A 22,164-nucleotide genomic window follows, 5' to 3' on the forward strand; every position below is an offset into this window, starting at 1 on the left:
AGCCTCTACCTGCGCATATGAGTTTTGCGAGTTGTCTCATCTCGGAACACAACCCTAGCGTTTCTACAGATCGAAGAGGAGATTCATCATGGAAAAGGTCGTTCTCGTCACGGGTGCCTCCGCCGGCATCGGCAAGGCCACCGCACTCGAACTCATCCGCGCCGGCCACATCGTCTACGGCGCCGCGCGGCGCGTACACAAGATGGACGACATCCGCGATGCCGGTGGACACGTCCTGGCGTTGGACGCACGCCGGCCGGAAGACCTGGAACGCGTCGTCGGCGCCGTCGTCGAGGAACAGGGCCGCATCGACGTTCTGATCAACAATGCCGGCACCGTCCTGCACGGCGCCGCCGAGGACATCCCCATCGACGTGGCGCGCGACCAGTTCGAGGTCAACGTCTTCGCACCGGCCCGGCTGACCCAGCTCGCCCTGCCGTACATGCGCGAGCAGGGGTCCGGCACGATCATCAACGTCTCCTCCATTGGAGGCGAGATCGCGCTTCCGCTCGGCTGCTGGTATTACGCGAGCAAGCATGCTCTGGAGGCATACTCCGACACCCTGCGCATGGAGGTCGAGCCGTTCGGCATCGACGTCGTGATCGTCCAGCCCGGCATCATCAAAACCGAGTTTGAAGACCGCACGGCACAAGACCTCCGCGAGATCTCCGGCACGAGCGCGTACGGGGAGATGGCCGAAGCCATGGCCAAACGCGCCGAGACACAGCTCGGCGAGAACACCCAGGGCACCGACCCCAGCGTCGTCGCCACCACCATCCGGCAGGCCATCGAGGCCGGCAAGCCCGAGACGCGCTATGCGGTGGGCTGGATGGCCGACAAGCTCCTGGAGCTCAACAGGACGCTGCCGGACCGCGAATTCGACAAGCTCGCCATGAACGCTGCGAAGTAGGCCCCCTCGATGCCGTACCAACCCGACTCACGCAGATGGTTGGCGCTCGCCGCGCTCGTGCTCACATCGCTGGCTGTGGGCTTCGACGTAACCATCCTGAACCTGGCACTGCCGAGCATGGCCGAGGACCTGCGCGCCGACAACGCCCAACTGCAGTGGTTCGTTACGGTCTACACGCTGGTGTTCGCCGCCGGCATGATCCCGGCGGGAGTGCTGGGCGACCGCTTCGGCCGCAAGAGGACGCTCCTGGTCGCGCTGACCATCTTCGGCATCAGCTCATTGGCCGCCGCCTACGCCCCCTCAACTGGGATCTTCATCGTGGCGCGTGCCGTGCTGGGCCTGGGAGCGGCGCTCATCATGCCCACGATGCTGGCGCTGATCCCGACGATGTTCACCGAGAAGGAGCGACCGAAGGCGATTGGAACGCTGGCGGGCGCCTCGATGCTGGCCTTTCCCATCGGCCCGATCCTGGGCGGCTGGCTGCTGAACCACTTCTGGTGGGGCTCGGTCTTCCTGATCAACATCCCCGTGGTCGTCCTGGCGTTCCTCGCGGTTGCCGCCTGGCTGCTCGAATCGCAGCGGAAGCGCGGCAGGGGGGTCGATGCGGGCGGCGTGGTGCTGTCGAGCGTGGCGCTGACGGCGTTGACCTATGGCCTCATCGAAATCGGTGAGCGAGGCTGGGCGGACGTCGCCGTGTTCGGGCCGATCCTCGGCGGCATAGCCGCGCTGGCGCTGTTCATGGTCTGGGAGCGACGGGCCAGCGAGCCTCTGGTGGACCTTTCTCTGTTCATCAACGCGCGCTTCACCGTCGGCACCGCGCTGGCCACGGTCGTCAACTTCACCATGTTCGGTGTGCTGTTCGTGCTGCCGCAGTACTTTCAGGCGAACCTGGGCACGGACGCGATGGGCAGCAGCTTGCGGCTGTTGCCGCTCATCGCTGGGATGCTCATCGGGATGTCGGCGGCAGGCAGGCTGAGCAGGATGATCGGTCCCAAGCTCGCGGCCGGTCTGGGGTTCGTCCTGCTCACTGGGGGCCTGTTCTGGGGGGCCACCACCAGTATGGGCGGCGGCACCGTACTGGCGGCCGCGTGGACGGCCGTGTACGGCCTCGGGCTCGGCTGCGCCCTGCCCACGGTCATGGACGCGGCGCTGGGCGCTCTGTCGCCCGGCAACGCCGGCGTTGGCGCCGCGGTGAATCAGTCCATCCGCACCTTGGGCGGCAGCTTCGGTGCGGCGATCCTGGGCTCGATCCTGACGTCCGCCTACCGCGCCGCAGTGCCGCAGCAAGCACGCGAGAGCGTCTTCGCGGGGCTGGCCGCCGCACGATCCGCCGGCTCCGCGACCTTGGAGCATACGGTCCGCTCTGCCTTCGTCCATGGCCTGGACCTCGTCCTGGCCACCAGCGGCGGCCTCGGCCTCCTCGGCGCCCTCGTCGCCCTGGCCTGGCTGCCCGGCGCGCCCGAGCGTCCCCGGCCAAGTACGACACCGGCACAGCGGGTCCACGTGCCAGATCATTGAGTGAGTGCTTGATCAGAGTCACGTCCCTGCCCGTCGTGGTAGCGGGGATCCCGGCCGCCACGTGGACGCTCTGGGTGTCCAGCACCACCAGACTCGGATCGGCTCATCGTCCCTTCTGCTCTCGCACGTGCCGGCGCAGCAGGTCATGGATCTTCTGGGCGGTGCCGTCGTCACACCACTTGGCCTGCTCGCCCTGGTCGATCCGATGGACGACACCTACCGGCGCCTGATGAACCGGCAGCTCACCGGGCAGGAGTCCCGCCACCGTCTGGCCCGCGCGGATCTGCCACGGCGGCCGCGGCCAGATCCGACAGGCGTACCGCGAGGGCCGAGAAGACCAGCTCGCCGCGCTCGGCCTGGTCCTCAACGCCGTGGTGCTGTGGAACACGCGCTACCTCGACGCGGCCGTCGCCCAGCTCAGCGCCGAGGGCCACGACATCAAGGACAAAGACGTCGCCCGGCTCTCCCCGCTCAAGGACCGGCACATTAACTTCCTGGGCCGCTACCTGTTCAACATCAAGGCCAGCGGCCCCGGCCAGGGCCTGCGCCCCTTCCGGGACCCGGACGCCGTCGAAGACGACGAAGGCTGACGGCCGACACACCACCCCTTCCGGGCGCGAGCTCAAGCGGGCGGCGTGACCGGGGACCACACGCCCATCCACTGTTCGGCGCCCCACTCCTCGTACCGTTGCACCTCGGTGAACCCCAGCTTCGCCGCGAGGCGCATCGAGCGGTCGTTGGCGGTCTGGGTGCAGAGCACCACCGGCTCGCCGGGGCGCGCGTCGGCGAACCAGCCGAGCGCCGCCGCGCACGCCTCGGCGGCGTAGCCGCGTCCCCACGCCTCGGGCAGGAGCAGGTAGCCGAGTTCGGCCTCCCCGGCATCCGGGCGGACGCGGCTCCGACGCTCCGGATCGCGCCGGTTGAGCTCGATGGTGCCGATCATCGCTCCGTCGAGCTCGATCACGAAAGGCCGGGGCGTCTCTCGGGCGTCTCAGGCAACGCCCGCTCGCACTCATCACGCGGTCGAGGGCCGCCTAGGTAGGTGCCCACCTCCGGCGAGGTGAACAGCTCGATGAACGCCGCACGGTCCCGGGCCTCGGGCTCGCGGAGCACGAGTCGCTCGGTCCTGATCGGGGCAGGTGGCCAGGCGACGGACCCTAGTTCAGTCATGGCGGGGAACCTATCGCGCGCTCGCCGAGCAGCACGTGCTCTCACAACTCACGAGGGGCTCGGCATCGGCCTCGTCCCTTCCATCGCCCGGCGTACCTCCATCCGCGCCCCCTCGATCACCGTCGACAGCCCCGACTGCCGTCGCGCGCTCACGCCGTACTGGAGTGCCGACAGCCACCTGTCGATCGCCGCCCGCCTGATGCGCACCACGATCACCAGCTGGAACCGGATCACGAGCGAACCGCAGGAGAGACTCGGATGATCGTCAGCCTGTCGTCCACGAGCGGAGCTTGTCGGGGTTGCGTACGGCCCAGATGTGCTTGATCCGGTCGTCTGCGACGTCGAATGCGTACACCGCCACGGTGACGCCTCCTCGCTCGACCATCAGGCCGGGCTGGCCGTTGACCGTACGCTCCAGAATCGTCACGCTGTCGGGTGTCCTGCCGGCGATATCCACGATGTAATGCGCGATCCGCTCGCCGCCTTCGATCGGCCGGAGCGTGGTGCTGACCCGGCCGCCGCCGTCGGCGGTGAAGGTGGCGCTAGGGTCGAGGAGGCCGATGAGGGCGTGGATGTCCCTGGCTTCCCACGCCTGCATGAAGTCCCTGACGATGCGAGCCTGCTGGGCCGTCGGAGTCGCAGGAGCCTGCGACACGGCGATGCGGCGGCGCGCCGAGGTGGCCAGCTGCCTGCAGGCCGCCGGAGTCCGGCCGACGATGTCGGCCACTTCGGCGAAGGGGTAGCGGAAGACGTCGTGCAGGATGAACGCGACGCGTTCGGCCGGGGTCATCGAGTCGAGCACGACGAGGAAGGCCATGTTGACCGACTCGTCGAGGGTGACGTATCCAAGGGCGGCGCGATCGAATGGGTGTACTGGGGCAGCGGCACCGCCCACCTGCTGCCTCGGCTAATGCGCCTGCTGGACGGCACCTCACGCGCGCACGGCCCGCTGTTCCTCTCCGAGCGCCGTCCCGTCCCCGCCCGCAGCCCGTCCGCCTCCGACATTTGCCCGCACACCGGCCGCGCCCGTCTTGGCTACGACCGCGCCCGCTTCCTGCTCAACAAGCACGCCGGACTCGACCTTCACCGGCTCCGGCTCATCTGGCCCCGCCACGTCGTAGCCACTGACCAGCCACTTCTCCCGGACGGGACGTGACGCTGAGAACCAGGGCCCTGGCCGGTACGGCGGTCCCGTATTCCGGTGGCACCCGAAGAAGGCCCGCCCCACGGCGAACCTTTGACTGTGATCAAGGGTCGAACATGACATGACTACTGAAGAGCGAGAAAACAGCAGAACCCGCGCATGCACGCGGCGGATGGGACGTTCGGCGATAGTGGCCGCCCTGGCTGCCGGGATCGCGCTGACCGGCGTCGCGACTGCGAACGCGGCCGCCACCAGCTCGCCCGTCGCCGGTACGACCGCCGCTCACCGGAGTGAGTCCCTGGGACCGTTCGGCTACGGAGGCGTGAAGCTGGGGATGAGCGCCACGCAGGCCAAGGCCACCGGGAAGATCGTCCAGAAGCTGGGCGCCAGCATCTGCTCGGGCTGGGACCTGAAAGCCCACCCGACGGGCCGCGACTCCGTGAGCATCTACGTGTCCAAGAAGCTCGGTGTGGCGATGATCGCCGCGCCCAAGGGCGTCAAGACCCCTCAGGGCATCGGGATCGGCTCCACCAGGAAGCAGCTGCGAAAGGCGTACCCGAAGCTGGAGACGTCTGCCAGCGGGAGCAACGACCACCTCTTCACCATCGTCCCCGGCAACCCCAAGGCCTACTACCGGTTCTTGCTCAACCACGACAAGATCTACGACGTGAGCCTTGAACTCAAGAACCAGGACTGCACCAACTAGCTTGATCTTTAACCTGTGCGTCGCGGTCGTGGGTTAGCGGATTTCTCGGTGTTCGGTCTCTTCGTGGTGGCCTTTGCACTGGTCAGTCCAGTCGCGGTATGCACGTTGTGGCGCGGTGCGGGCTGGTCGTTGCGACAGCCTCGGCGTCCTTGCGCGCAGGTGCCGCAACCCCCGGCGGACTCGGGCAGGTGACGCCGGCTTCTCCCAAGGGCGGCGCAGGTCGTTGACTAGGGGGCGGGCTGGCCGAAGCTGGGTGTAGACGGCCAGGATCAACCAGGCCCAGCGGTCGGCCCACAGAGAACCCCGGCCCCCAGCACCCGCAGCGGAGCATCCCCACTCTTGTGGTGCGCCGTCACGACCCCGGCCCGGTGGTCCGGCTGGTGTGGGCCTCGCCCGCGTTGCCGGGCGCCGTGCACCACGTGACCGCTGCTCGGGCAGTCGGCCTGATCGACACGATGCCCTGACCAGTGCGGCCAAGCACATCGCCGGCGTGAGCGCCCGGGAGCTGTCGATGGCGCGCAATCGCCACATTCCGGAGGCAGGTTTCGCGCCCTGTTGCCGACTCGGGCGTTAACCTCGCCAACGCCGTGCTCCGCGTCCTGCCCGACTCGGGCACCCACCGCCACACCGTCGACGTAGCCTACTGATCAGCGTGGGCGGCTGAGGGCGGCCTCGGCCAGATCCGTCCATTTCTCGGCCGAGGAGTGAGGCACGACCACCCAGTCCTTTATCGCCCTGCCCTGCCCCGTGGGGTCGAACAGGGACGCCCCGGCCAGCTGGAGCGCGGCTGTGTGTTCGGGGGTGTCCCTGACCAGCCGGAACACCATCGCGCCGTCGCGCTGCAGGCTCGCGAACACCTTCCCCGCCTGATCTTTGAGCGCGGGACTCCCCATCATCCTGGAGATCCGTACACCCAGGTCGGCCAGCTCGGCGCCGACCTGCTTGAAATCCTCTTCCGCGCTCATCGTCAGTCGGTCCCAAACTCCATGGCGGCGTGGTCGAACAGCTCGTTGTGGTCGAGGCTCTTCCCGCGTGATGCGATCGCCTCGGCCCCGCCTTCCGGCAGCACGGCGATCAGGCTAGTCGTCCTGGCGGCACCGATCAAGGCCGGATGCGGCGTGCCGACCATGCCGAGCCCCGCCGCCGGTCCTCGACTGTGCGGGATAGATCACCATCAGCGCCGGCCAGGGCAAATGTGAAGATCAGAGGCAAAAGACAAGCTAGAGGCCATGTTTCAGACGTGAGTTGAGTGTCGACCGTTCGGCGTGGCGAAGATCGACAAGAGAAGAGTGCGGTGCTGGAGGCTTTGCTGCCTGCCTGCCTGCCTGCCTGCCTGCCTGCCTGCCGGACGGACGGAGGCCGGGGCGCCCGCCGATCTGGACGAAACGGCAGCTCATCGACGGTATCCAGTGGCGGGTACGGGTGGGTTAGCCGGCCGATCATGGGCTGGGGCGCTCGCGTGGTGGCCTGGGCGGCGGCCAGCAGATCCTCGTTGAGGGCGGGGCGGCCGCCAGGCCACCCAGGGCGCGCTCGCTGATCAGGTGGCGTTCCATCTCAGCGACCATGAACAGCATCTTGTCGGCGACGCTCTGCCCGTGGGGCGGTGAGTGCCGGCGCAGATGCCGGACAGGATCTGCAGGTTGATGCCGCGCGGGGCGAGCTCGTCCTTGAGGAAGACCAGCAGCTCCTTGCCCGAGCGGGCGACCCGGTCGGGCTTGTAGATAACCAGGGGGCCGCCGGCGTGCACCCGCTGGACGGTGGCGCGCAGCTTGGGCCGGTCTTTGCGGGCCTGGCCCATGCCGAAGCGGGCGAGTTAGTGTGACCCCCGTGAGCCCGCCTGAGGTGGCCGCCGGCCGATTATCGCGCCTGGCCGCCCGTGCCCGGTCAGCCGTACAGGTCGGAAGAGTGGGCGGGCGCCCCGCCCCGCTCGTCGAAGTGGCCGGCCTACTACTCGTGATCCTGAGCTTCTCGTGGCTTCATGCCGCCGCCGGGAAGGACGTCGCGGCCGCCACCGCCAACGCTCTGACCCTGCAATCCATCGAGCGTGTCCTGCACCTGGACATCGAGCTAGCGGCGAGCCAGTGGCTGAGCGCTCATCCGGCTCTGATCCAGCCGGCGGTGTACTACTACCGCCTGTACTACATCGTGATCATCGGTGTGCTGGTGTGGGTCTTCGTCCGGCATGCCGAGACCTATGTCAGGGTCCGCCGGACCCTCATCGTCATGGTTCTCCTCGTGCTGCCCGTCTTCTGGGCGCTGCCCATGTCGCCTCCACGGTTCGCACTACCGGGCATCGTCGACATCATCGCCGAGCACGACATCCTGGGCAGCGGCCATGCCACACGAGACCTCTCCAGCGGCCGGAACCTGTTTTCTGCAATGCCCAGCATGCATGTGGGATGGTCGTTGTGGTGCGGATATGCCGCGTGGTTCGCGCTCCGGGGCTCCCATCCGCGATTGGCGTTGCTACCGTGGATCTTCCCGCTGGGCATGGCGGCAGTCGTCCTCATCACAGGGAACCACTACGTGCTCGACATCGCCGGAAGTGTCACGTTGCTCCTCATATCCATCGCCGTTGTATCAGCGTGGGGCCGCCTCGCCGGGGGTCGGCGGACAGTCACATGAAAGCCGTCGCCGGAGACGCTCATCCTGCGTCTCGCCATGCCCAGCTGGGCGATTGCGGCCACCGCCGAGACCGGCAACCGCCGCGTGGTGGTGGTGAACTCCCGCTCGAACAGCACCGGTGACGGTCACCCCGTACCGGCTCAAGCCGTCCCCGGCCGAGCCGGGGACGGCCACGCGGCGCCTGTCGGAGGAGCTGAAGCCGGTCTGCCGCCGCGTCGGCGAGCCGTCGATGCGCAAGCTGGAGCGCGCCTTCCTCCGCAGGAGTATCGACGGCGCCGTCTCCGTGGCGTCCATCTCCAAGGCCTTGTCCGGCTCCACCGGCCGGACCCCACCTGGATCTTGGTAGAGAAACTGCTAGTCGAATTCCGCGTCGACCTCGCCGACATCGACAGCCCCTGGCGAAAGCTCTGGGCAGGCCCGCGAGGAAGTCACGAAGCCGAATGATATGACGGTATCCCCTCCTGGCTGTACGGTGCCGTATAACGTGACGCTAGACCTGTTATACGGCGGCGTACAACCAGCCTGAGAGGTGAGGTAGGCCACACATGGGCACAATGCGTACCCCGCGTGAGAAGTGGATCGAGGAGGGGTTGCGGACGCTGGGCGCAGCCGGCGTGGACGCGGTCCGAGTCGAAGCGTTGGCCAAGACGCTGGGGGTGACCAAGGGCGGGTTCTACGGCTACTTCACCGACCGCACCGCACTCCTGGAGGCAATGCTCGACACCTGGGAACGCGAAAGCATCGACGAGGTCCTCGACCAGGTCGAACGCCAAGGAGGCGACGCCCGCACCAAGATCAGGCTAGCTGGCCGGCTCACGCTCTCCGAGCGGCTGCTGCCGATCGATCTGGCGGTGCGGGACTGGGCCCGCCGCGATGCGGCCGTCGCCGAACGGCTGCGGCGCGTGGACAACCGGCGCATGGACCTGCTGCGCGAACAGATCGGCACTTTCTGCACCGACCCCGACGAAGTCGAAGCCCGTAGCTTGCTCGCCTTCTGCCTGAGCATCGGCCACCACTTCCTGGCCGCCGAACATGATGGCCGCACCCCCGCCCAGGTTCGCGCCCACGCCACCGACATCATCCTCAACGACCCCCATCAGTCCTGAGAAAGACGGACGCCTGGCCGTGCCGGCGTGAGCGGCCGGGCGTAAGGACCTGTTCCTGATCTTTGGAGCTCTCCCTTGGCGATCGATTCGCGACCGCGCCGAGGGTACGTTTCATGGGCCAGCGGTCGAGAGGGGGCCTGGTCCTGTCGTGGGGTGCAGCGAACGCGTGTGTTCCATCGGGCCGGCCACGGCGTCAAGCCGGCGATGATCTGCTCGGTCTCGGCCTCCCACCGCTTCAACGCGGCCTCGACCAGGGCCTGCCGGTTGGCGAGATGCCAGCAGAAACTCCCCTTGGACACCCCCGGTCGCCCGCTCCCTCGCGACCGCCGCCAGCCCACCGCCGCCAGCGCGCCAGCGCCGCCCGCGCCCAGTCATCCGCATTCAACCACCCCATCTGACCGGCCTCCATACGCCGCCGTATAGTCAGGCCATACGCAACCGTATGGAGGCTTCCTATGCCGGGCAATCTCCCCCTCACCGACCGGCTCATGCCGTTCCCCGACGCCACCGAACGCCACTCGATCCTGGTCCCCGCCTCCCGCGATCAGGTCTGGCACGCGATCAAGCGCCCGAACCCCACGGACATCCGCCTCGCCAAGCCGCTGTTCGCCGTCCGCGACCTGGCCTCCCGCCTGCGCAACGGCCACGCGCAGCTCGATCTGCCGAGCTTCACCACGCTCGCCGAGGACCCGGGCCGTGAGGTGGTGGACGGCGTGATCGGCCAGTGGTGGCGGCTGGGCCGGGCCGAGAACGTCTCTTCGGTCACCGACCTCGACGGCTTCCTCGCCTTCGACCGTCCCGGCTTCGCCAAGGCCACGTTCAGCTTCCTCCTGGACGACGCCGGCGACGGCCGCATCCGCCTCATCACCGAGACCCGCATCCAGGCGACCAGCCCGGAGGCACGGCAGGCGTTCCTGCGGTATTGGCTGCTGATCCGGCTCGGCAGCGGTTTCGTCCGACGGGTCATGCTCTCGGCTATCCGTGCCCGCGCGCTCAAGGCCCCCTTGCGCCCATGACCTGTTGCACTACGTGCTGAGCAGTGGCGGCCGGGCGGCGGGCCCTGGCCCGCCTGGCCGTCGCCGGCGAAGCCGCAGACGCCAGCGACGGCTACCGCCGCCGAGAGCCTGTCTCAGAGTATCGGCACCAGGCAGTTGGGCGCCTCAAGGGTGTTCGGGGTGATCTTGGCGTAGTGCTGCGTTGAGCTCAGGTCGCGATGGCCGAGCCAAGCCTGAAGCTCGAACAACGTCATAGAGCGTTGTAGAGCTGCGTGGCGATTGTGGATCGGGCCCGGTGGCTGGTGATGTTGCCGCGGACGTCGGTGGGTGGGACGCCTGCTTTGCGGCAGGGCACGGGGATGATTGTGTTGTTGATGTAGGTCTTGGCGACGGGCCGTGCCCGGTAGGTGAACAGGAAGTCGACGCGTTCGCTGGTCTTGTGGTCGAGCATCCGCGGGCAGCTGCGCCAGCGCTACCGCGAAGGGATGGAGGACCAGCTCGGCGCGCTCGGCCTGGCGCTGAATGCCGTGGTGTGGTGGAACACCCTCTACTTGGACGCCACCGCCAAACAGATCCGCGCCGGCGGGTTCCCCACCACCGACGAGATGTGCGCCCGGATCTCGCCGATCGCCTACGAGCACATCGACTTCCTGGGCCGCTACGCCTTCACCCGCGTCGACGCAGGCTCGGGGCTGCGGCCGTTCCACGACCCGGCCGCCGGGGGATGAGGGTTCCGCGCTGGCTCGCCGGGCCGGGTCATTGGGCGGTGTACCCGCCGTCGACGGGGAGCTGGGTCCTCGATCCCGGCTTCGTCCAGGACGAGGTTCTGACGGTCGGTCGACTGCTGGTCGGGCGACACCCGCTTGTAGACCAGGTTGGCCATGCTGCTCCCCGTGTCGGTGATCGCATTCGACTCTAGCTGTCAGCAAACCCTGTCATCATCCGTCGGATCTGATTGGATCGGCGCCGTCGGCAGGCCCCGGAAAGTCCGGGTTCATCGGACGACCGTCGCACCTGTCCGTTGGACGACAGAGCGGGAAGCGGCGGGCGGCACGACGGAGGGGATGCTGACCGTCCAGCATCGGGGGCGGGGCGGTCGTTGTAGATCAGGCCGTTTGCCTGTGAACGGAGAGCACAGCACTGAGTGCGGTGGCACCGTCGAGGAGGGCTTTGGATCGAGCAGTGATGTTGACGTCCCTGGCCGCCAGCGCCGAAACGACATCCTCCGATCGGCGGGTGCGCCGCAACTCCGGCATGAGGTCCCGAAGGGGCGTGATGCGGTATCCGGCCTTGCGCAGTTGGTGAACGATCCGCGCATCCCGCACGTCGCGTTCCGCGCACGGGGTCGCGGTCCGGGATGACGAGAGCCTCCGCATGCCAGTGCCGCAACGTCGAAGGGCGCACACCGAGGGCGGCGGCGAGTTCGGAGACGCTCATCGAATCCGACGCGCGCACGTCTTCGATCGGCTCGCTGGAGATCGCGTGGGCGGCCTCCTTGGCCTGCCTCAGTTCCGCGCGCTCTGCGTCGAGCCGGGCGTGCGCCGCGTCGAGAAGGGCAAGCGCCTGCGAGGTGGGGAGCTGGTGGAAGGCCCGAACGATCTTTTTGGCCTCAATCGGCCCCACGCCCGCGGCGAGGGCTCGGTAGGCCAGTGCGGACTGTAGATGTACCTCCCCATAGATCCGGTAGCCCGTGGCCGTGCGCGTCGCGGGCGGAAGCACACCGTCGCGTTCAAGATTGCGAACTTGCTGAACGGAGTACCCGACGCGCCGCGCGACATCAGCAGTACGCATATCCCCTGATTTGAGACCTGGCATCCCAACATCCCTCTATCTCGGCCTCAAAGTCTCCACAAGCACTTCAATGCAACGCTAGAGCACATGACCATCGTCGAGATCATCAGCTTCGTGGGCGGCCTCGACGGCGTCCTGACCATCAGGCCCGCACCCGGCGACGGCACGCCGGAAATCAGCTGGGGCGACACGTTCTTCTACTACGCACCTGACGGCGCCACTCCGACGACGGCCCAACCGTTCGCGACTGTCGTGACCAAGAACTACCCCGGCGACGAGGCATCGCGTCTGGACCGGCCGGACACCTTCCGCGTGAATATCGCCGCCGGGAAGGAAGCGTTCATCCAGTGGACCGGTCACGCACCACGCGAACCAGCCTCCGCCGACGTCGACCCCAGCGCCACCGACACCGTGATCGCGCACCCCGTCTACGGCACCGTCGGCTGGCTGGCAGTGGTGAACCCGGGCGAGCGCACTGAAGCGTCAACACGTGAGCTGCTGCGTGCGGCCCATCACCTCGCACGCTCACGCCATGAGCGACGCGCTGAATCAACAACGCGATGAAGGATCTACGGTCCGCGGCGGGAGCGGGCCGAGAAGGCGACGGAGCGCAAGATGATCAGCACCCTGGTCGGCTCCTGACATTCACTCCTGTCCGTCGTCGTCCTCGTCCAGCTCGGGCGCGTCCGGGTCGCGCAGCGGGCGCAGGGCGCCGGCGGCCGGGGTGGAGGCAGTGAAGCTGTAGCGGCCCAGCACGTTGAGGTTCTTGTGCTTGAGCGGGGACAGCCGGGCAATGTCCTCGTCCTTGATGTCGTGGCCCTCGGCTCGGAGCTGGGCGACAGCGGCGTCGATGTAGCGGGTTGTCCATAGCACCACGGCGTTCAGGACCAGGCCGAGTGAGCCGAGTTGGTCCTCCATCCCGTCTCTGTATGCCTGGTGGATGGTGCCCTTCTTGCCGTGGCAGATGTCGCGGGCGAGCTTGTGGCGGGACTCCTGGACGGTGCGGGGCATGACGAGCATCGGAATGAAAAGTCCCGTTAGCAGAGCAGAGTTGGGCGCGTTACCGTGACTTTCCGTTCAGATGTGCCTCGCCGGAGGGATTCCGCAGCTCATAGCGCGTAGACCCGGCTCTGAGCCGTGATGTACCGATGGATCTCAGCGAGGTTGATCATGCTCTGGGAGTCTTGGCGGCCAGGTCGTGAAAGTTGGACAGGGGCCGGACAGGACACGTAGGGCGACGCCGCGGGCCTGGCACCAGTCGCGGACCGCGTAGATGTCGACCAGGTCCCGGCACAGCCGGAACAGCTCCGACACGGTCAGGACGTCGCCTGGGTGTGCGGCGGCGGCGACCCTGGCGAACGCGGGGCGCTCCAGTGCGGGGATCTTGGAGGTGGTGGCCGGGTCCTCTAACAGCAGCACCCCTTCGGCGGGGCGGAATCCCTCGGCGAAGCCCTCGGTCCGGATCAGGAGGCCGGCCTCGGTGAGGATGTGCCGTTGCCGCAGCAGCGATTGGGTTGCGGTGGAAACGCGCGAGTAGACAATCCGCACCGAAGGCTCCTCGGGGAAGGACGGAGCACCCTTCTACCTGTCGGGAAATCCTGTCGTCCCGGTCCGAATTCACCCGCCTGGCACGGCACTGCATCCCCCAATGTCCGGTTTCCCTGACGGTCGAATGCGGGGCTTGTGGGGTGTCGGGAAATCACCTATTCCCGACACCCCTTCCGGTGACGTGCCGCGATTTTCTGCCACGCTCTTGTTGTGCCGTGTGCTGCTGCCGCGCGCGGTGCTCGCTGCAGCGGCAGCAGCGTCGGCGCACACGCCTCGGCCCAGCCTGGCGAGGGAGATCCAGTTCTCCTACGACCCTTCCAAGATCAGCGAAGGCGGCGCCCCCATCACCTAGAAGTGGACGCTCCACAACAGATGCGGGCCGATACCTGCCGGCCCACGTCGTCGTAGCCGTCGGTGGTCAAGGTGCCGAACAGGTAGCGCAGGCCGCCTTTGAAACAGGCCTAGGCGTTCAGCTTCGTCAGGAGGGCGCGGACGTCGGCCGCCTCGGATAGCGAGAGCCGCTCGAAGATGGACAGCGCCTCTGTCAGGCAGGCTTGGGAGCGGTCCGGCTGCCCCAGTTCCCACAGCGCCTGACCCAGGACGGTCAGCGCCATGCCCTGCCCCCACTCATCGCCCGACTCCACGAGCATCGTCAGCGCCTCTTCCGCGCATTCCAGCGCCCGCTCGGCCATCCCCGCCGCCAGGTACGCCTCCCCGGTCCTGAAAAGCGCACTTCCCTGCCAGCCGCGCATCTTCATCCGCCCGTACTCGGTGACCGCCGTCTCCAGCTTGAGCACCGCCTCCTCCGGCCGCCCTGCCTCGCACAGCACGATGCCGTACTGGTAGGTGGCGTCGGCGTCGTACTGCCCGTCCCTGAGGTCGAGCATGATCCGCTCGGCCTCGTCGGCGGCTTCGAGCGCCTCGTCGTGACGGCCCACGGCGGACAGAGCACGGGCCAGATTGCCGAGCCCGGTGGCGAGGTAGGCCAGGTCGCCGATCGATCGCGATGTCTCGACCGCCTGCAGATAGCAGGTCACCGCGGTGGACCTCTCGCGTCGTTCATTCGCGCAAAGCGCCAACAGGTTGAGCGCTTTCGCGTAGGTTGCCAGGTCGCCCTGCTCAAGGCTGAGGTCGCGGCCGGCCATGCCGTCAGCCGTGGCGGCGTCATGGCGGTTCCGGTCCACCCGGGTGAGGCCGCGCGTGACCCGGGCCCGAGCGAGCAGAACCTGGTCGCCGCGTTCCTCTGTCGCGCCAACGAGCAGATCGCCGATCCGTTCGATACGGGCGGAGTCGGAGTCGAAGCCGAGGATGTCGATGCCCATGTCGAACAGGACTACGGCCTGGTGCAGGTCGCACCCGGGAGTGCGGGCGGCCTGCTCGACGCAGCCGAGCAGGCCCTGTTCTTCCTCGTTGATCCAGTCGATGGCGGCGGTGGCGTCAGCGAAGGGCATTCCCGCCGAGCGGGCGGCCGCCAGTGCCGGGCGGTTGTCGCCGGGAGTGATCAGTCCCATCGCCGCTCCCGTCGAGGCCAGGTAGAAGTCGAGCAGCCGGTCGAGAGCGGCTCGCCGTACCTCTGGATCGTCACAGCGGGAACGGGCGTAGATCTTCAGCAGGTCGTGGAAGCGGTAGCGGCCGGGCGAGGGTGACTGGAGCATGCTGACGTCGACCAGCCCCTCGCAGACGTCCTCCGCGTCGTGCTCGGGCAGGTCGAGGAGCGCCGCGGCGGCCGCGAGCGGCAGATCCCCCCCATCCGGTACGGCCAGCAGCCGAAAGGCCCGCGCGTGGGTGTCGTCGAGCTGCTCGTATCCCAGTGTGAACGTGGCCTCGATTGCCAGGTCGCCCGCACGCAGCTCAGCCAGCCTGCGCCGCTCGTCGGAGAGCCGGTCGCGCATGCTGGCCACGCTCCAGTTCGGCCTGGCGGCGAGTCTGGCGGCGGCGATCCTGATGGCCAGCGGCAGGAAGCCGCAGGCGGCGACCAGGTCCATGGCGGCGGGCCGCTCGGCCGCCACACGCGCTTCCCCGGCGATCCTGCCCAGCAGACGCAGCGCCTCGACGGGGCCGAGCACCTCCAGGTCCATCTGGCGGGCGCCGCTGAGGTCGGTCAGCCTGGCCCGGCTGGTGACGATCACGCCGCAGAGTGACGAGCCCGGCATCAGCGGCCGGACCTGTCCAGCGTCCGAGGCGTTGTCGAGCACGACCAGCACCCGCCGGTCGGCGAGCACCGAGCGGTAGAGCGCGGCCCGCTCGGCGAGGTCTTCCGGCGCCTCATCCAGGCCGAGCGCGCGCAGGAACGAGCCGAGCACCGTTGCGGGTTCCAGCGGCTCGGCTCCCCATCCGCGCAGGTCCACGAAGAGCTGCCCGTCGGGGTAGTAGCCGGCGAGCTGGTGGGCGACGTGCACGGCCAGCGTGGTCTTGCCGACGCCGCCTGCCCCGGCGACCGCCGTGACGACCAGGGCGGAGGTCTCGCCGGAGCGCAGCGCGGTCACCATCTCCTCGATCTCGCGCTCGCGGCCGGTGAAGTCGGCCGAGTCGGCAGGTAGCTGCCGTGGCGTGTGCGTGACCGGCGCGTGGGCGGCGCCGGGGCGGGCAGCGGCGCGGCCGAGCTCGGGGTCGGCGCTGATGATGCGCTGGTACAGCTCGGCCAACTCCGGCGAGGGGTCCACGCCGAGTTCGTCGGCCAGCAGCCTGCGGGTGTCGGTGTAGACGCCGATCGCCTCGGCCTGCCGTCCGGCTCGATACAGCGCCAGCATGAGCAGGCCGCGCAGACGCTCCCTGGTTGGATGTTCCGCGCACAGGGCGTTCAGCTCGCTGACGGCCTCGGCGTGCCTGCCTTCGTCGAGGTCGGCGTCGAGGCGGTGTTGGAGCGCGGCGAGCCGTTGCTCGCTCAGGCGGGCGCGCTGGGACTCGGCGAACAGTCCGGAGAGCCCTGCCAGCGGCTCGCCCTGCCACAGGGCCAGCGCCTCGGTGTAGCGGCCTTCGCCGTACAACTCGTGAAGCTCGGCGAGGTCGCTCGCACCGCCCAGCAGCGCGTAGCCGTCGCCGATGGACCTCAGCGCGTCCGTGCCGAGCACCGCGCGCAGCCGCGAGACGTAGGTGCGCAAGACCTGGAGCGCGGTACGCGGCCGCGTCTGACCCCACACCGCGTCCATGACCTGCTCGCCGCTCACGGCCCTGCCCCCTGCTAGCAGAAGTACGGCCAGCACCAGGCGCTGTTGCGGCGAGCCGAGCTCCAGCTCCTGCCCGCCGCGCCAGGCCCGCACCGGGCCGAGCAACGAAAAACGCAGGTCTTCGGCCATGCCCATCCATTTCCGGTCAATCCACAGAGAGACGATCACTCTACCCAGCTGAACAGCTCGGTAGAGTGATGAGCAGCGCGGCTAGCCCCGTTTCCGCACGTCGGGATGATTGACGATCTCGGGCGCTGGTGTTGATCTCAACTGGTCGTAGCGGTATGACCTGTGGCTTGTGAGACAGCGTGCGCAGTGGGGCGGGGTAAGCGTCGAGAAGATGCTCGGGGCGTTGCCGGTGGTGGCCGAGTTCTGTTCCCGGTTACGGATCCGGGAACTGGTCGATGCAGCCTGCCCGGTGCGTGATGTGGCTGCGTTGACGCATGGTCAGGTGATCGAGGTGCTGGTAGCCAACCGGCTGACCTCGCCGTCTCCGTTGGTGCACGTGCAGGAGTGGGCCAGGAGCCGGGCGGTGGGTGAGGCGTTCGGTGTGGAGGCTGAGCTGGTCAACGATGATCGGATCGGCCGGGCGCTGGATGCGATCGCGCCGCATCTCGATCAACTGGCCGGCTCGGCTGCGGGCCACATACAACCGCTTCAACAGCGTCATGCAGATGATCGCCGCACTGGACCTGACGACCGGCAAGTAGTACTAACGGATCCGGCCACGCAAGTGCTGGTGGGAGTACTTGTCCTTCCTCAAGACGCTCTGCGTCCGCCGGCCCAGCGAGAAGCTGTACGTGATCGCCGACAACTACTCCCCGCACAAACATCCCGAGGTCAGAGCCTGGGCCTCCGACAACCACGTCGACTTGGTGTTCCTGCCGACCTACTGCTCCTGGCTGAACTGGATCGAGTCCGAGTTCGCCGCGTTGCGCCGCTACGCCCTCAACGGCACCGACGACCGCACTCACGACGAGCAGAACGCGGCGATCGGCGCTTATGTGCGCTGGCGCAACGCCCGAGCCCAACTCAGGACCAACTTCGCCGCGAGCTCACCCATCCGAAGCTGGACCAGCTACCCGACCAAGGGTACGTAACAGGCCGCGGATGCACGCGTTTGCCTCTCCTGAAACGTAGCCTGGGAGCATGCTCGGCGAAATCCTCGGCGGTCTCCTAGGCTGGGCCCCACGTCGATGGGGAATGCCTCGCGCGAGGTTGCATGCCGATGGCTCGCTGACCGTTCCCGGCATGATCCACGGTTTCGCCTCGATCGACAGTCATCAGGGCTGGATCGGCGGCTACCTGACGATCTCGGATCAACAGGTGGTCCACACCATCGACCGGGACGCCAAGGTCTTGCGTAGGACCATCCCACGGGCAGGAGCAGCCGTCGAGATCCACACGGCACAGGGCGCGGAATACGTGACCGTCAGGCTCACAATGCCCGATGGGCGGCACTTCAAAATCAGCTTCGATCGCATTTACGACCAGGCCCTCGCCCAGTTCTGCTAAGGCCCTGCCCTACCGATGCAGGTGGCAGCCGGTCCGGCCACCCGATCGCTAGCCAGGCACAGTTAGCCGGAGTTCTATCTATGGCCCGTGGTGACACGAAAGGCCATGGAGCCAGTGACGGGACTCCACCCACCAAGCAATACCCAACCGACGTTAGTGACGGGCCCACCTAGTTCGCGGCCCTGCTCGCCGTCAACGGCACGGCCAAGCCGAAACGCGGCCGCGCGGGATGCTTCGCTCGGCCGTCTCGTAAACGCCAGGGGGCAAGGTAGCTGTGAGTGCCGCGAGGGCCTCCTGGACTGGGACGAGCCTGGGCCGGATGGAGGATGTCCGTCCGACCCAGGCCTTACGCGCCAACCCGCTCAAGGGGGCAGGCGTCCGTTAGTCGTTGATGTAGACCAGCCGTGTAGAGATATCGCACGGCATCAGGTTGTCGAGCGTGTTGTCCGGGGAGCAGATGTCGGTGCCTTCCAGGTCGGTCACCGAGATGTCCTGTTGGTCGTGTGGGTCGCCTACGGGCTTGACGTGGACCGCTCGCTGGACCAGGCCGTCGCACGTGGCCACCACGGCGGCTTTCATGGCCTTTTTCACCTCAGGGCCGCCTTGCGGATACGCCGAGATGGTCGGAGCGATCTCTTCCACGACGCTGCGCGAGGCTGCGCGGGCCACCGTGTTGTTGTGCAGATCCATGGCGTGGCTCTGCGCGGGATCGGCGCTGTGCTCATGCGCATCTCCCCAGCGGGCCGCGTAGTCCGCGTCGACGTTCACGGTCAGGTAGAGCTGCCACAGGCAGTGTCGTGCCGCATCCGCGCGGTCGTCCCCGTTCTTGGTGCGCGGGCCGCCGATGCTCGTGTCGTACTGGTAGGCGAAGTCGTGAGCGGGCTGGGCCACGTTGACGCACTTGAGCAGATCCTCGTCGCAGACCGCTCGCTCGTGAGGGCTGAGCCTGCAGTAGGTGTCGATCTGCCCCTGGGTGAGCATCGAGGTCTGGGCGGCGAGGTCGGCGAGTGGGCCCAGGGGCAGATCGACCTCACTGTTAGGACAGCGGCGGGCCGTCACCGTGGTGTTCAGCGGTGTCTTGGGGGCGCCGTCGTCTGTTGTCACGGCCGGTTCGGCCAGATCGTCTACGTGGCCGTCGGCGAGTGGCGTGGTGCGCAGGTCCACATCTGGCACTGCTTGCACGGTTGCTTGCGGTTCGGTGTCGGCGTGGGCGGGGGTGGTCGCCCCGCAGAAGCCGAGGACGACCGCGACGGCCGCCAATCCGGTGAAGGTCCTCAGACCTCGTAGACGCATGCGAACTCCTGGAGACTAGATAAGGGAGGGATGCCTCAGGTCGGCGCCTTGACCAGTGGTGAGACCACTGTGCGAGGTATGCGGGCGTGTCCACCACGTTCCGTCGGTACCTGCGGACAAGATCGGACACCAGCGTCCAGAGCAAGCCACGGAGCAGCGAAAACAGGAAGGGGCCGGACAGTGTCCAACGGCGGCAACCAGATGTCCGAGCAGGACGGACAGCTCCACCAGATGCTCAAGGAGTGCGTGTCGGCCGCTGATCTGGCCGCGGCACTGCGTGCGTTGTGCCGCCGTCACGAGGTGTCGCTGCGCGCTCTGGCCGCCAGAACGCATATCTCCAAGTCGACGATCGGTGATCTGCTCAACGGCATCCGGCTGCCCGCGGCCGACCAGGTCCGCGCTATCGTCACGGCACTGAACGAAGATCCGCAGCCGTGGGTACAGTGCCGCAACCGTATCCACACCGCCCAGAGTGATCGCGCCGCGCAGCGGAGCGGGCATCCCGCCATCGCTGAGGCTCAGCCGCTCGCCGACGCCGAGCGAACAGGGCCTGCGGCCCTGCCGCCGATACCGGCTGCTGCGGCCGATCCCGCCGCCGCCGCTGAGTCAGCCGAGCCATCTGCCCGGCGCCGGTCGCCCAGATGGCGCGGGTGGCAAAGGACCGTCGCGATCGCCGCCGGGACGGCGGGAGCTGTCGCCATCATGTTCGGAGTGTGGTCGCTGTTGCACGATCCGACCGCCGCGGCCCTCCCGGGGCGCACCTCGTCCGGCTTATCCCTCTCGACGCCGCCGGCCGACGGCACGGCCTTGGTAGACCCAGCCGCACGCCCCACCACTGCCCCGCCCGGCGAGGCCGGCCGCTGGAGCGCGGTGCACGGCATCGGCTGCCGGGAGGAATGGTCCTACGCCGACCCTGGCTGGAGACCGGCCGACGGCGGTTGGACGAAGGACGGCTGCACCGGCACCGCCCTGTTCATGCAAGTGGGCTCCGAACTGGGCCACGCCACTCAGCTCGTGAACTGGTACTTCGACACCCGGCCTGAAGCGCGATGCACCATCGAAGCTTTCATCGCCGACGACCGGCGTTCAACCGGCACCGCCTCCTACTACCTCGACGACGACAACACCACCCCACCGCACCTGGCTGGACCCGTCACCATCGACCAGGCAACCCACCGCGGCAGCTGGGTCACCCTGGGCACCTGGCCGGTACCTGGGCCCGGACGCCTGACTCTCATCTTGGCCAACCAACCTCATCAGGCCAATGACACCCACACCGTGACCGCATCCTCAGCCCGCGCCACGTGTCGCTGGTGAGCGGCTGACGAGCTCCCGGCGGCGGCCCAGGTGGGCGAGGCGGCGTCACGAGCGCCATGCCGAAGGCCGCCGTGCGCACGGCGGCCAGGCGCTGCTTGCGATAGGCGCCAACCAGGGCCACGACGCCGCCGACTCCGGCGACCACGGCGAGCGAGATCTTGATGACCTCCAGCAGGTTGGTGATGTCGAGCTTGCCTTGGGGGAGAGATCGGGCGAGCCGAGTCCGATCAGGGCGAGCACGATCAACCCGACCGCGGCGGCAGCGACCAGCACCAGAGTGACGCCCAAGGCGGCACTGACCGGCGGTCATGCGTCGAGGAAACGCAGTAGCTCCGCAGTGATGAACTGGGGATTCTCCTCGACGAGCCAGTGCCCTGCGTTCGGCACGTCCACCGCCCGCACGATGTTGGTCATGCGCGGCACCACTGTGGCTCGGATCGCATCGAGCTGCCCTTGGGCGGTCATGAGCAGGGCCGGGACGCGTATCGGTGCTGCTGCCACGGTATCGCGGACGTCCTTGCCGAGGGCGCGGTAGAGCTCGAAGCCGCCCGACAGGACCTTGGGCCGGCTGTAGGTCCGTGCGTACTCGTTGATCTCGGTGTCGGTGAACGGGGACCGATCAGAGGTGCCACCGAACGCCGTTCCACCGAACGAGACCTGGGGATAAAACAGTGCCAGGTACTCGCGGACGTCGTCGCCTACGACCGCCTCGGGGACCCGTCGCTGGGAGTGAAAGGCGATGTGCCAGCTCAGTGAGCGGTACGTGGACGCATCGATCGCGGGCCCAGGTAGCGGCAGGTCGAAGTAGCCGAGGCGTGCGGTGTCGTCGGGGAATTGGCTGGCGTACTGAAATGCTACTGCGGCGCCGAAGTCGTGCCCGACGACGCGGGCGTCACGCACCCCGAGCCGATCGGCGATCAGCATGTGCACGTACCGCGCCAGAGTGGCTTTGTCGTAGCCGGTCGGTGAGCCGGTGCTGTCGCCCAGTCCGGGAAGGTCGACAGCGTAGACGGTGTGGTCCTTGGCGAGTGCCGGCATGATCGGCCACCAGCCGTACCAGGTCTGTGGCCAACCGTGTATCAGCACTACAGGCGTGCCGCTGCCACCGGTCACGTAGTGCATGCGGACGCCGTCGACGTCGGCGAACTCGTGTCGGAAGGTGTTCTTGAACTGGGGATCGCCCTGGGTGGCGACGGCATAGGGGGGAACATCGCCGGCTGTCGGCGTGGAACAAGCCGCGGTGCCGAGCGTGAGCAGGAGGGTGAGCGTGATGGTCGCCACCGTGCGCGCGGATCGGAGGAAGCGGCGCGACAACGGCCGTGCTGCGGTGATCATGTGTTCCTGTCCTGAAGGAGGTGG

At 67.9% G+C, this 22,164-nt stretch carries 24 protein-coding genes and 6 pseudogenes; 16 read left to right on the forward strand and 14 right to left on the reverse strand.

The genetic code is table 11. The features are described 5' to 3' along the window. Nucleotides 1-88 precede the first annotated feature (88 nt). From ABZ297_RS18145 to ABZ297_RS18155, 3 genes and pseudogenes are all read left to right on the forward strand, one after another. Complete coding sequence (locus ABZ297_RS18145) at nt 89-910, forward strand: oxidoreductase (RefSeq protein WP_355346882.1); 822 nt, start codon at nt 89-91, stop codon at nt 908-910. A gap of 9 nt (nt 911-919) precedes the next feature. Then, nucleotides 920-2,428, forward strand: a complete 1,509-nt coding sequence (locus tag ABZ297_RS18150) for an MFS transporter (RefSeq protein WP_355346885.1) — start codon at nt 920-922, stop codon at nt 2,426-2,428. Nucleotides 2,429-2,606: 178 nt separating this feature from the next. Continuing rightward, a pseudogene (locus ABZ297_RS18155) lies at nt 2,607-3,018 on the forward strand (Tn3 family transposase); the annotation flags it as partial. 32 nt (nt 3,019-3,050) lie between these two features. Here ABZ297_RS18155 and ABZ297_RS18160 read toward each other — a convergent pair. The 4 genes from ABZ297_RS18160 to ABZ297_RS18175 are packed head-to-tail and all read right to left on the reverse strand — an operon-like array spanning nt 3,051 to nt 4,415. Next, nucleotides 3,051-3,392: a GNAT family N-acetyltransferase gene (locus tag ABZ297_RS18160; protein WP_355346888.1), complete on the reverse strand. Its 342-nt coding sequence runs from the start codon at nt 3,390-3,392 to the stop codon at nt 3,051-3,053. Next, a complete protein-coding gene (locus ABZ297_RS18165; RefSeq protein WP_355346891.1) occupies nt 3,389-3,598 on the reverse strand; it encodes a hypothetical protein in 210 nt (69 codons plus the stop codon). Before ABZ297_RS18165 ends, ABZ297_RS18160 begins: the two co-directional genes overlap by 4 nt. Before the next feature lie 48 nt (nt 3,599-3,646). After that, nucleotides 3,647-3,832: a hypothetical protein gene (locus tag ABZ297_RS18170; protein ID WP_355346894.1), complete on the reverse strand. Its 186-nt coding sequence runs from the start codon at nt 3,830-3,832 to the stop codon at nt 3,647-3,649. A 31-nt stretch (nt 3,833-3,863) separates the two neighbouring features. Continuing rightward, entirely contained in the window at nt 3,864-4,415 is a 552-nt protein-coding gene (locus ABZ297_RS18175; protein WP_355346897.1) for a sigma factor-like helix-turn-helix DNA-binding protein, read from the reverse strand. Nucleotides 4,416-4,466: 51 nt separating this feature from the next. Between ABZ297_RS18175 and ABZ297_RS18180 the strand changes: the two genes are divergently transcribed. From ABZ297_RS18180 to ABZ297_RS18190, 3 genes and pseudogenes are all read left to right on the forward strand, one after another. Then, complete coding sequence (locus tag ABZ297_RS18180) at nt 4,467-4,754, forward strand: hypothetical protein (protein WP_355346900.1); 288 nt, start codon at nt 4,467-4,469, stop codon at nt 4,752-4,754. A gap of 178 nt (nt 4,755-4,932) precedes the next feature. Then, nucleotides 4,933-5,448: a hypothetical protein gene (locus ABZ297_RS18185; RefSeq protein ID WP_355346903.1), complete on the forward strand. Its 516-nt coding sequence runs from the start codon at nt 4,933-4,935 to the stop codon at nt 5,446-5,448. Nucleotides 5,449-5,822: 374 nt separating this feature from the next. Further along, nucleotides 5,823-5,906, forward strand: a pseudogene (locus ABZ297_RS18190) (IS5/IS1182 family transposase); the annotation flags it as partial. 189 nt (nt 5,907-6,095) lie between these two features. On the opposite strand, the gene ABZ297_RS18195 reads toward ABZ297_RS18190, so the two are convergent. From ABZ297_RS18195 to ABZ297_RS18205, 3 genes and pseudogenes are all read right to left on the reverse strand, one after another. Continuing rightward, the gene (locus ABZ297_RS18195) at nt 6,096-6,413 is read right to left on the reverse strand and encodes a hypothetical protein (RefSeq protein ID WP_355346906.1); all 318 of its coding nucleotides are present in this window, start codon (nt 6,411-6,413) and stop codon (nt 6,096-6,098) included. A 2-nt stretch (nt 6,414-6,415) separates the two neighbouring features. Further along, nucleotides 6,416-6,589, reverse strand: a pseudogene (locus tag ABZ297_RS18200) (argininosuccinate synthase); the annotation flags it as partial. 396 nt (nt 6,590-6,985) lie between these two features. Beyond that, complete coding sequence (locus ABZ297_RS18205) at nt 6,986-7,246, reverse strand: recombinase family protein (RefSeq protein WP_355346909.1); 261 nt, start codon at nt 7,244-7,246, stop codon at nt 6,986-6,988. Between the two features lie 155 nt (nt 7,247-7,401). On the opposite strand from ABZ297_RS18205, the gene ABZ297_RS18210 reads away from it, so the two are divergent. The 4 genes from ABZ297_RS18210 (at nt 7,402) to ABZ297_RS18225 (ending at nt 10,195) form a co-directional block, all read left to right on the forward strand. Continuing rightward, entirely contained in the window at nt 7,402-8,073 is a 672-nt protein-coding gene (locus ABZ297_RS18210; protein WP_355346912.1) for a phosphatase PAP2 family protein, read from the forward strand. Nucleotides 8,074-8,191: 118 nt separating this feature from the next. Next, nucleotides 8,192-8,419, forward strand: coding sequence for a hypothetical protein (locus ABZ297_RS18215; RefSeq protein WP_355346915.1), 228 nt, complete (start codon nt 8,192-8,194; stop codon nt 8,417-8,419). A gap of 199 nt (nt 8,420-8,618) precedes the next feature. Beyond that, nucleotides 8,619-9,179: a TetR/AcrR family transcriptional regulator gene (locus tag ABZ297_RS18220; protein WP_355346918.1), complete on the forward strand. Its 561-nt coding sequence runs from the start codon at nt 8,619-8,621 to the stop codon at nt 9,177-9,179. 455 nt (nt 9,180-9,634) lie between these two features. Beyond that, complete coding sequence (locus ABZ297_RS18225) at nt 9,635-10,195, forward strand: hypothetical protein (RefSeq protein ID WP_355346921.1); 561 nt, start codon at nt 9,635-9,637, stop codon at nt 10,193-10,195. 229 nt (nt 10,196-10,424) lie between these two features. Here ABZ297_RS18225 and ABZ297_RS18230 read toward each other — a convergent pair whose 3' ends face one another. Continuing rightward, entirely contained in the window at nt 10,425-10,625 is a 201-nt protein-coding gene (locus tag ABZ297_RS18230) for a hypothetical protein (RefSeq protein WP_355346924.1), read from the reverse strand. Nucleotide 10,626: 1 nt separating this feature from the next. On the opposite strand from ABZ297_RS18230, the pseudogene ABZ297_RS18235 reads away from it, so the two are divergent. After that, nucleotides 10,627-10,902, forward strand: a pseudogene (locus ABZ297_RS18235) (Tn3 family transposase); the annotation flags it as partial. A 187-nt stretch (nt 10,903-11,089) separates the two neighbouring features. On the opposite strand, the gene ABZ297_RS18240 reads toward ABZ297_RS18235, so the two are convergent. Further along, nucleotides 11,090-11,989, reverse strand: a complete 900-nt coding sequence (locus ABZ297_RS18240; RefSeq protein WP_355346927.1) for a MerR family DNA-binding transcriptional regulator — start codon at nt 11,987-11,989, stop codon at nt 11,090-11,092. Between the two features lie 63 nt (nt 11,990-12,052). Between ABZ297_RS18240 and ABZ297_RS18245 the strand changes: the two genes are divergently transcribed. Next, the gene (locus ABZ297_RS18245) at nt 12,053-12,529 is read left to right on the forward strand and encodes a DUF6194 family protein (RefSeq protein ID WP_355346930.1); all 477 of its coding nucleotides are present in this window, start codon (nt 12,053-12,055) and stop codon (nt 12,527-12,529) included. An 81-nt stretch (nt 12,530-12,610) separates the two neighbouring features. On the opposite strand, the pseudogene ABZ297_RS18250 reads toward ABZ297_RS18245, so the two are convergent. From ABZ297_RS18250 to ABZ297_RS18260, 3 genes and pseudogenes are all read right to left on the reverse strand, one after another. Next, nucleotides 12,611-12,967: pseudogene (locus ABZ297_RS18250) on the reverse strand (Tn3 family transposase); the annotation flags it as partial. Between the two features lie 153 nt (nt 12,968-13,120). Then, nucleotides 13,121-13,513 carry a recombinase family protein gene (locus tag ABZ297_RS18255; RefSeq protein WP_355346933.1) on the reverse strand — a complete coding sequence of 131 codons (393 nt, stop codon included), beginning with the start codon at nt 13,511-13,513 and terminating at the stop codon, nt 13,121-13,123. Between the two features lie 461 nt (nt 13,514-13,974). Then, nucleotides 13,975-16,809, reverse strand: coding sequence for a BTAD domain-containing putative transcriptional regulator (locus ABZ297_RS18260; RefSeq protein ID WP_355346936.1), 2,835 nt, complete (start codon nt 16,807-16,809; stop codon nt 13,975-13,977). Between the two features lie 211 nt (nt 16,810-17,020). Here ABZ297_RS18260 and ABZ297_RS18265 point away from each other — a divergent pair. The 3 genes and pseudogenes from ABZ297_RS18265 to ABZ297_RS18275 all read left to right on the forward strand — a co-directional run. Continuing rightward, a pseudogene (locus ABZ297_RS18265) lies at nt 17,021-17,227 on the forward strand (DUF4277 domain-containing protein); the annotation flags it as partial. Between the two features lie 202 nt (nt 17,228-17,429). Beyond that, a complete protein-coding gene (locus ABZ297_RS18270) occupies nt 17,430-17,780 on the forward strand; it encodes a transposase (RefSeq protein ID WP_355346939.1) in 351 nt (116 codons plus the stop codon). Between the two features lie 49 nt (nt 17,781-17,829). After that, nucleotides 17,830-18,195 (forward strand): hypothetical protein, encoded by a 366-nt coding sequence (locus ABZ297_RS18275; RefSeq protein ID WP_355346942.1) that lies wholly within the window; start codon nt 17,830-17,832, stop codon nt 18,193-18,195. A gap of 381 nt (nt 18,196-18,576) precedes the next feature. Here the strand turns inward: ABZ297_RS18275 and ABZ297_RS18280 are convergent, their stop codons facing one another. Then, nucleotides 18,577-19,488 carry a hypothetical protein gene (locus ABZ297_RS18280; RefSeq protein WP_355346945.1) on the reverse strand — a complete coding sequence of 304 codons (912 nt, stop codon included), beginning with the start codon at nt 19,486-19,488 and terminating at the stop codon, nt 18,577-18,579. 180 nt (nt 19,489-19,668) lie between these two features. On the opposite strand from ABZ297_RS18280, the gene ABZ297_RS18285 reads away from it, so the two are divergent. Further along, on the forward strand, nt 19,669-20,805 hold the full coding sequence (locus ABZ297_RS18285; RefSeq protein WP_355346948.1) for a helix-turn-helix domain-containing protein: 1,137 nt from the start codon (nt 19,669-19,671) through the stop codon (nt 20,803-20,805). A gap of 306 nt (nt 20,806-21,111) precedes the next feature. Here ABZ297_RS18285 and ABZ297_RS18290 read toward each other — a convergent pair whose 3' ends face one another. Beyond that, complete coding sequence (locus ABZ297_RS18290) at nt 21,112-22,140, reverse strand: alpha/beta hydrolase (protein ID WP_355346951.1); 1,029 nt, start codon at nt 22,138-22,140, stop codon at nt 21,112-21,114. Nucleotides 22,141-22,164 lie beyond the last annotated feature (24 nt).

The organism is Nonomuraea sp. NPDC005983 (assembly GCF_040614375.1).
Lineage (GTDB): Bacteria > Actinomycetota > Actinomycetes > Streptosporangiales > Streptosporangiaceae > Nonomuraea.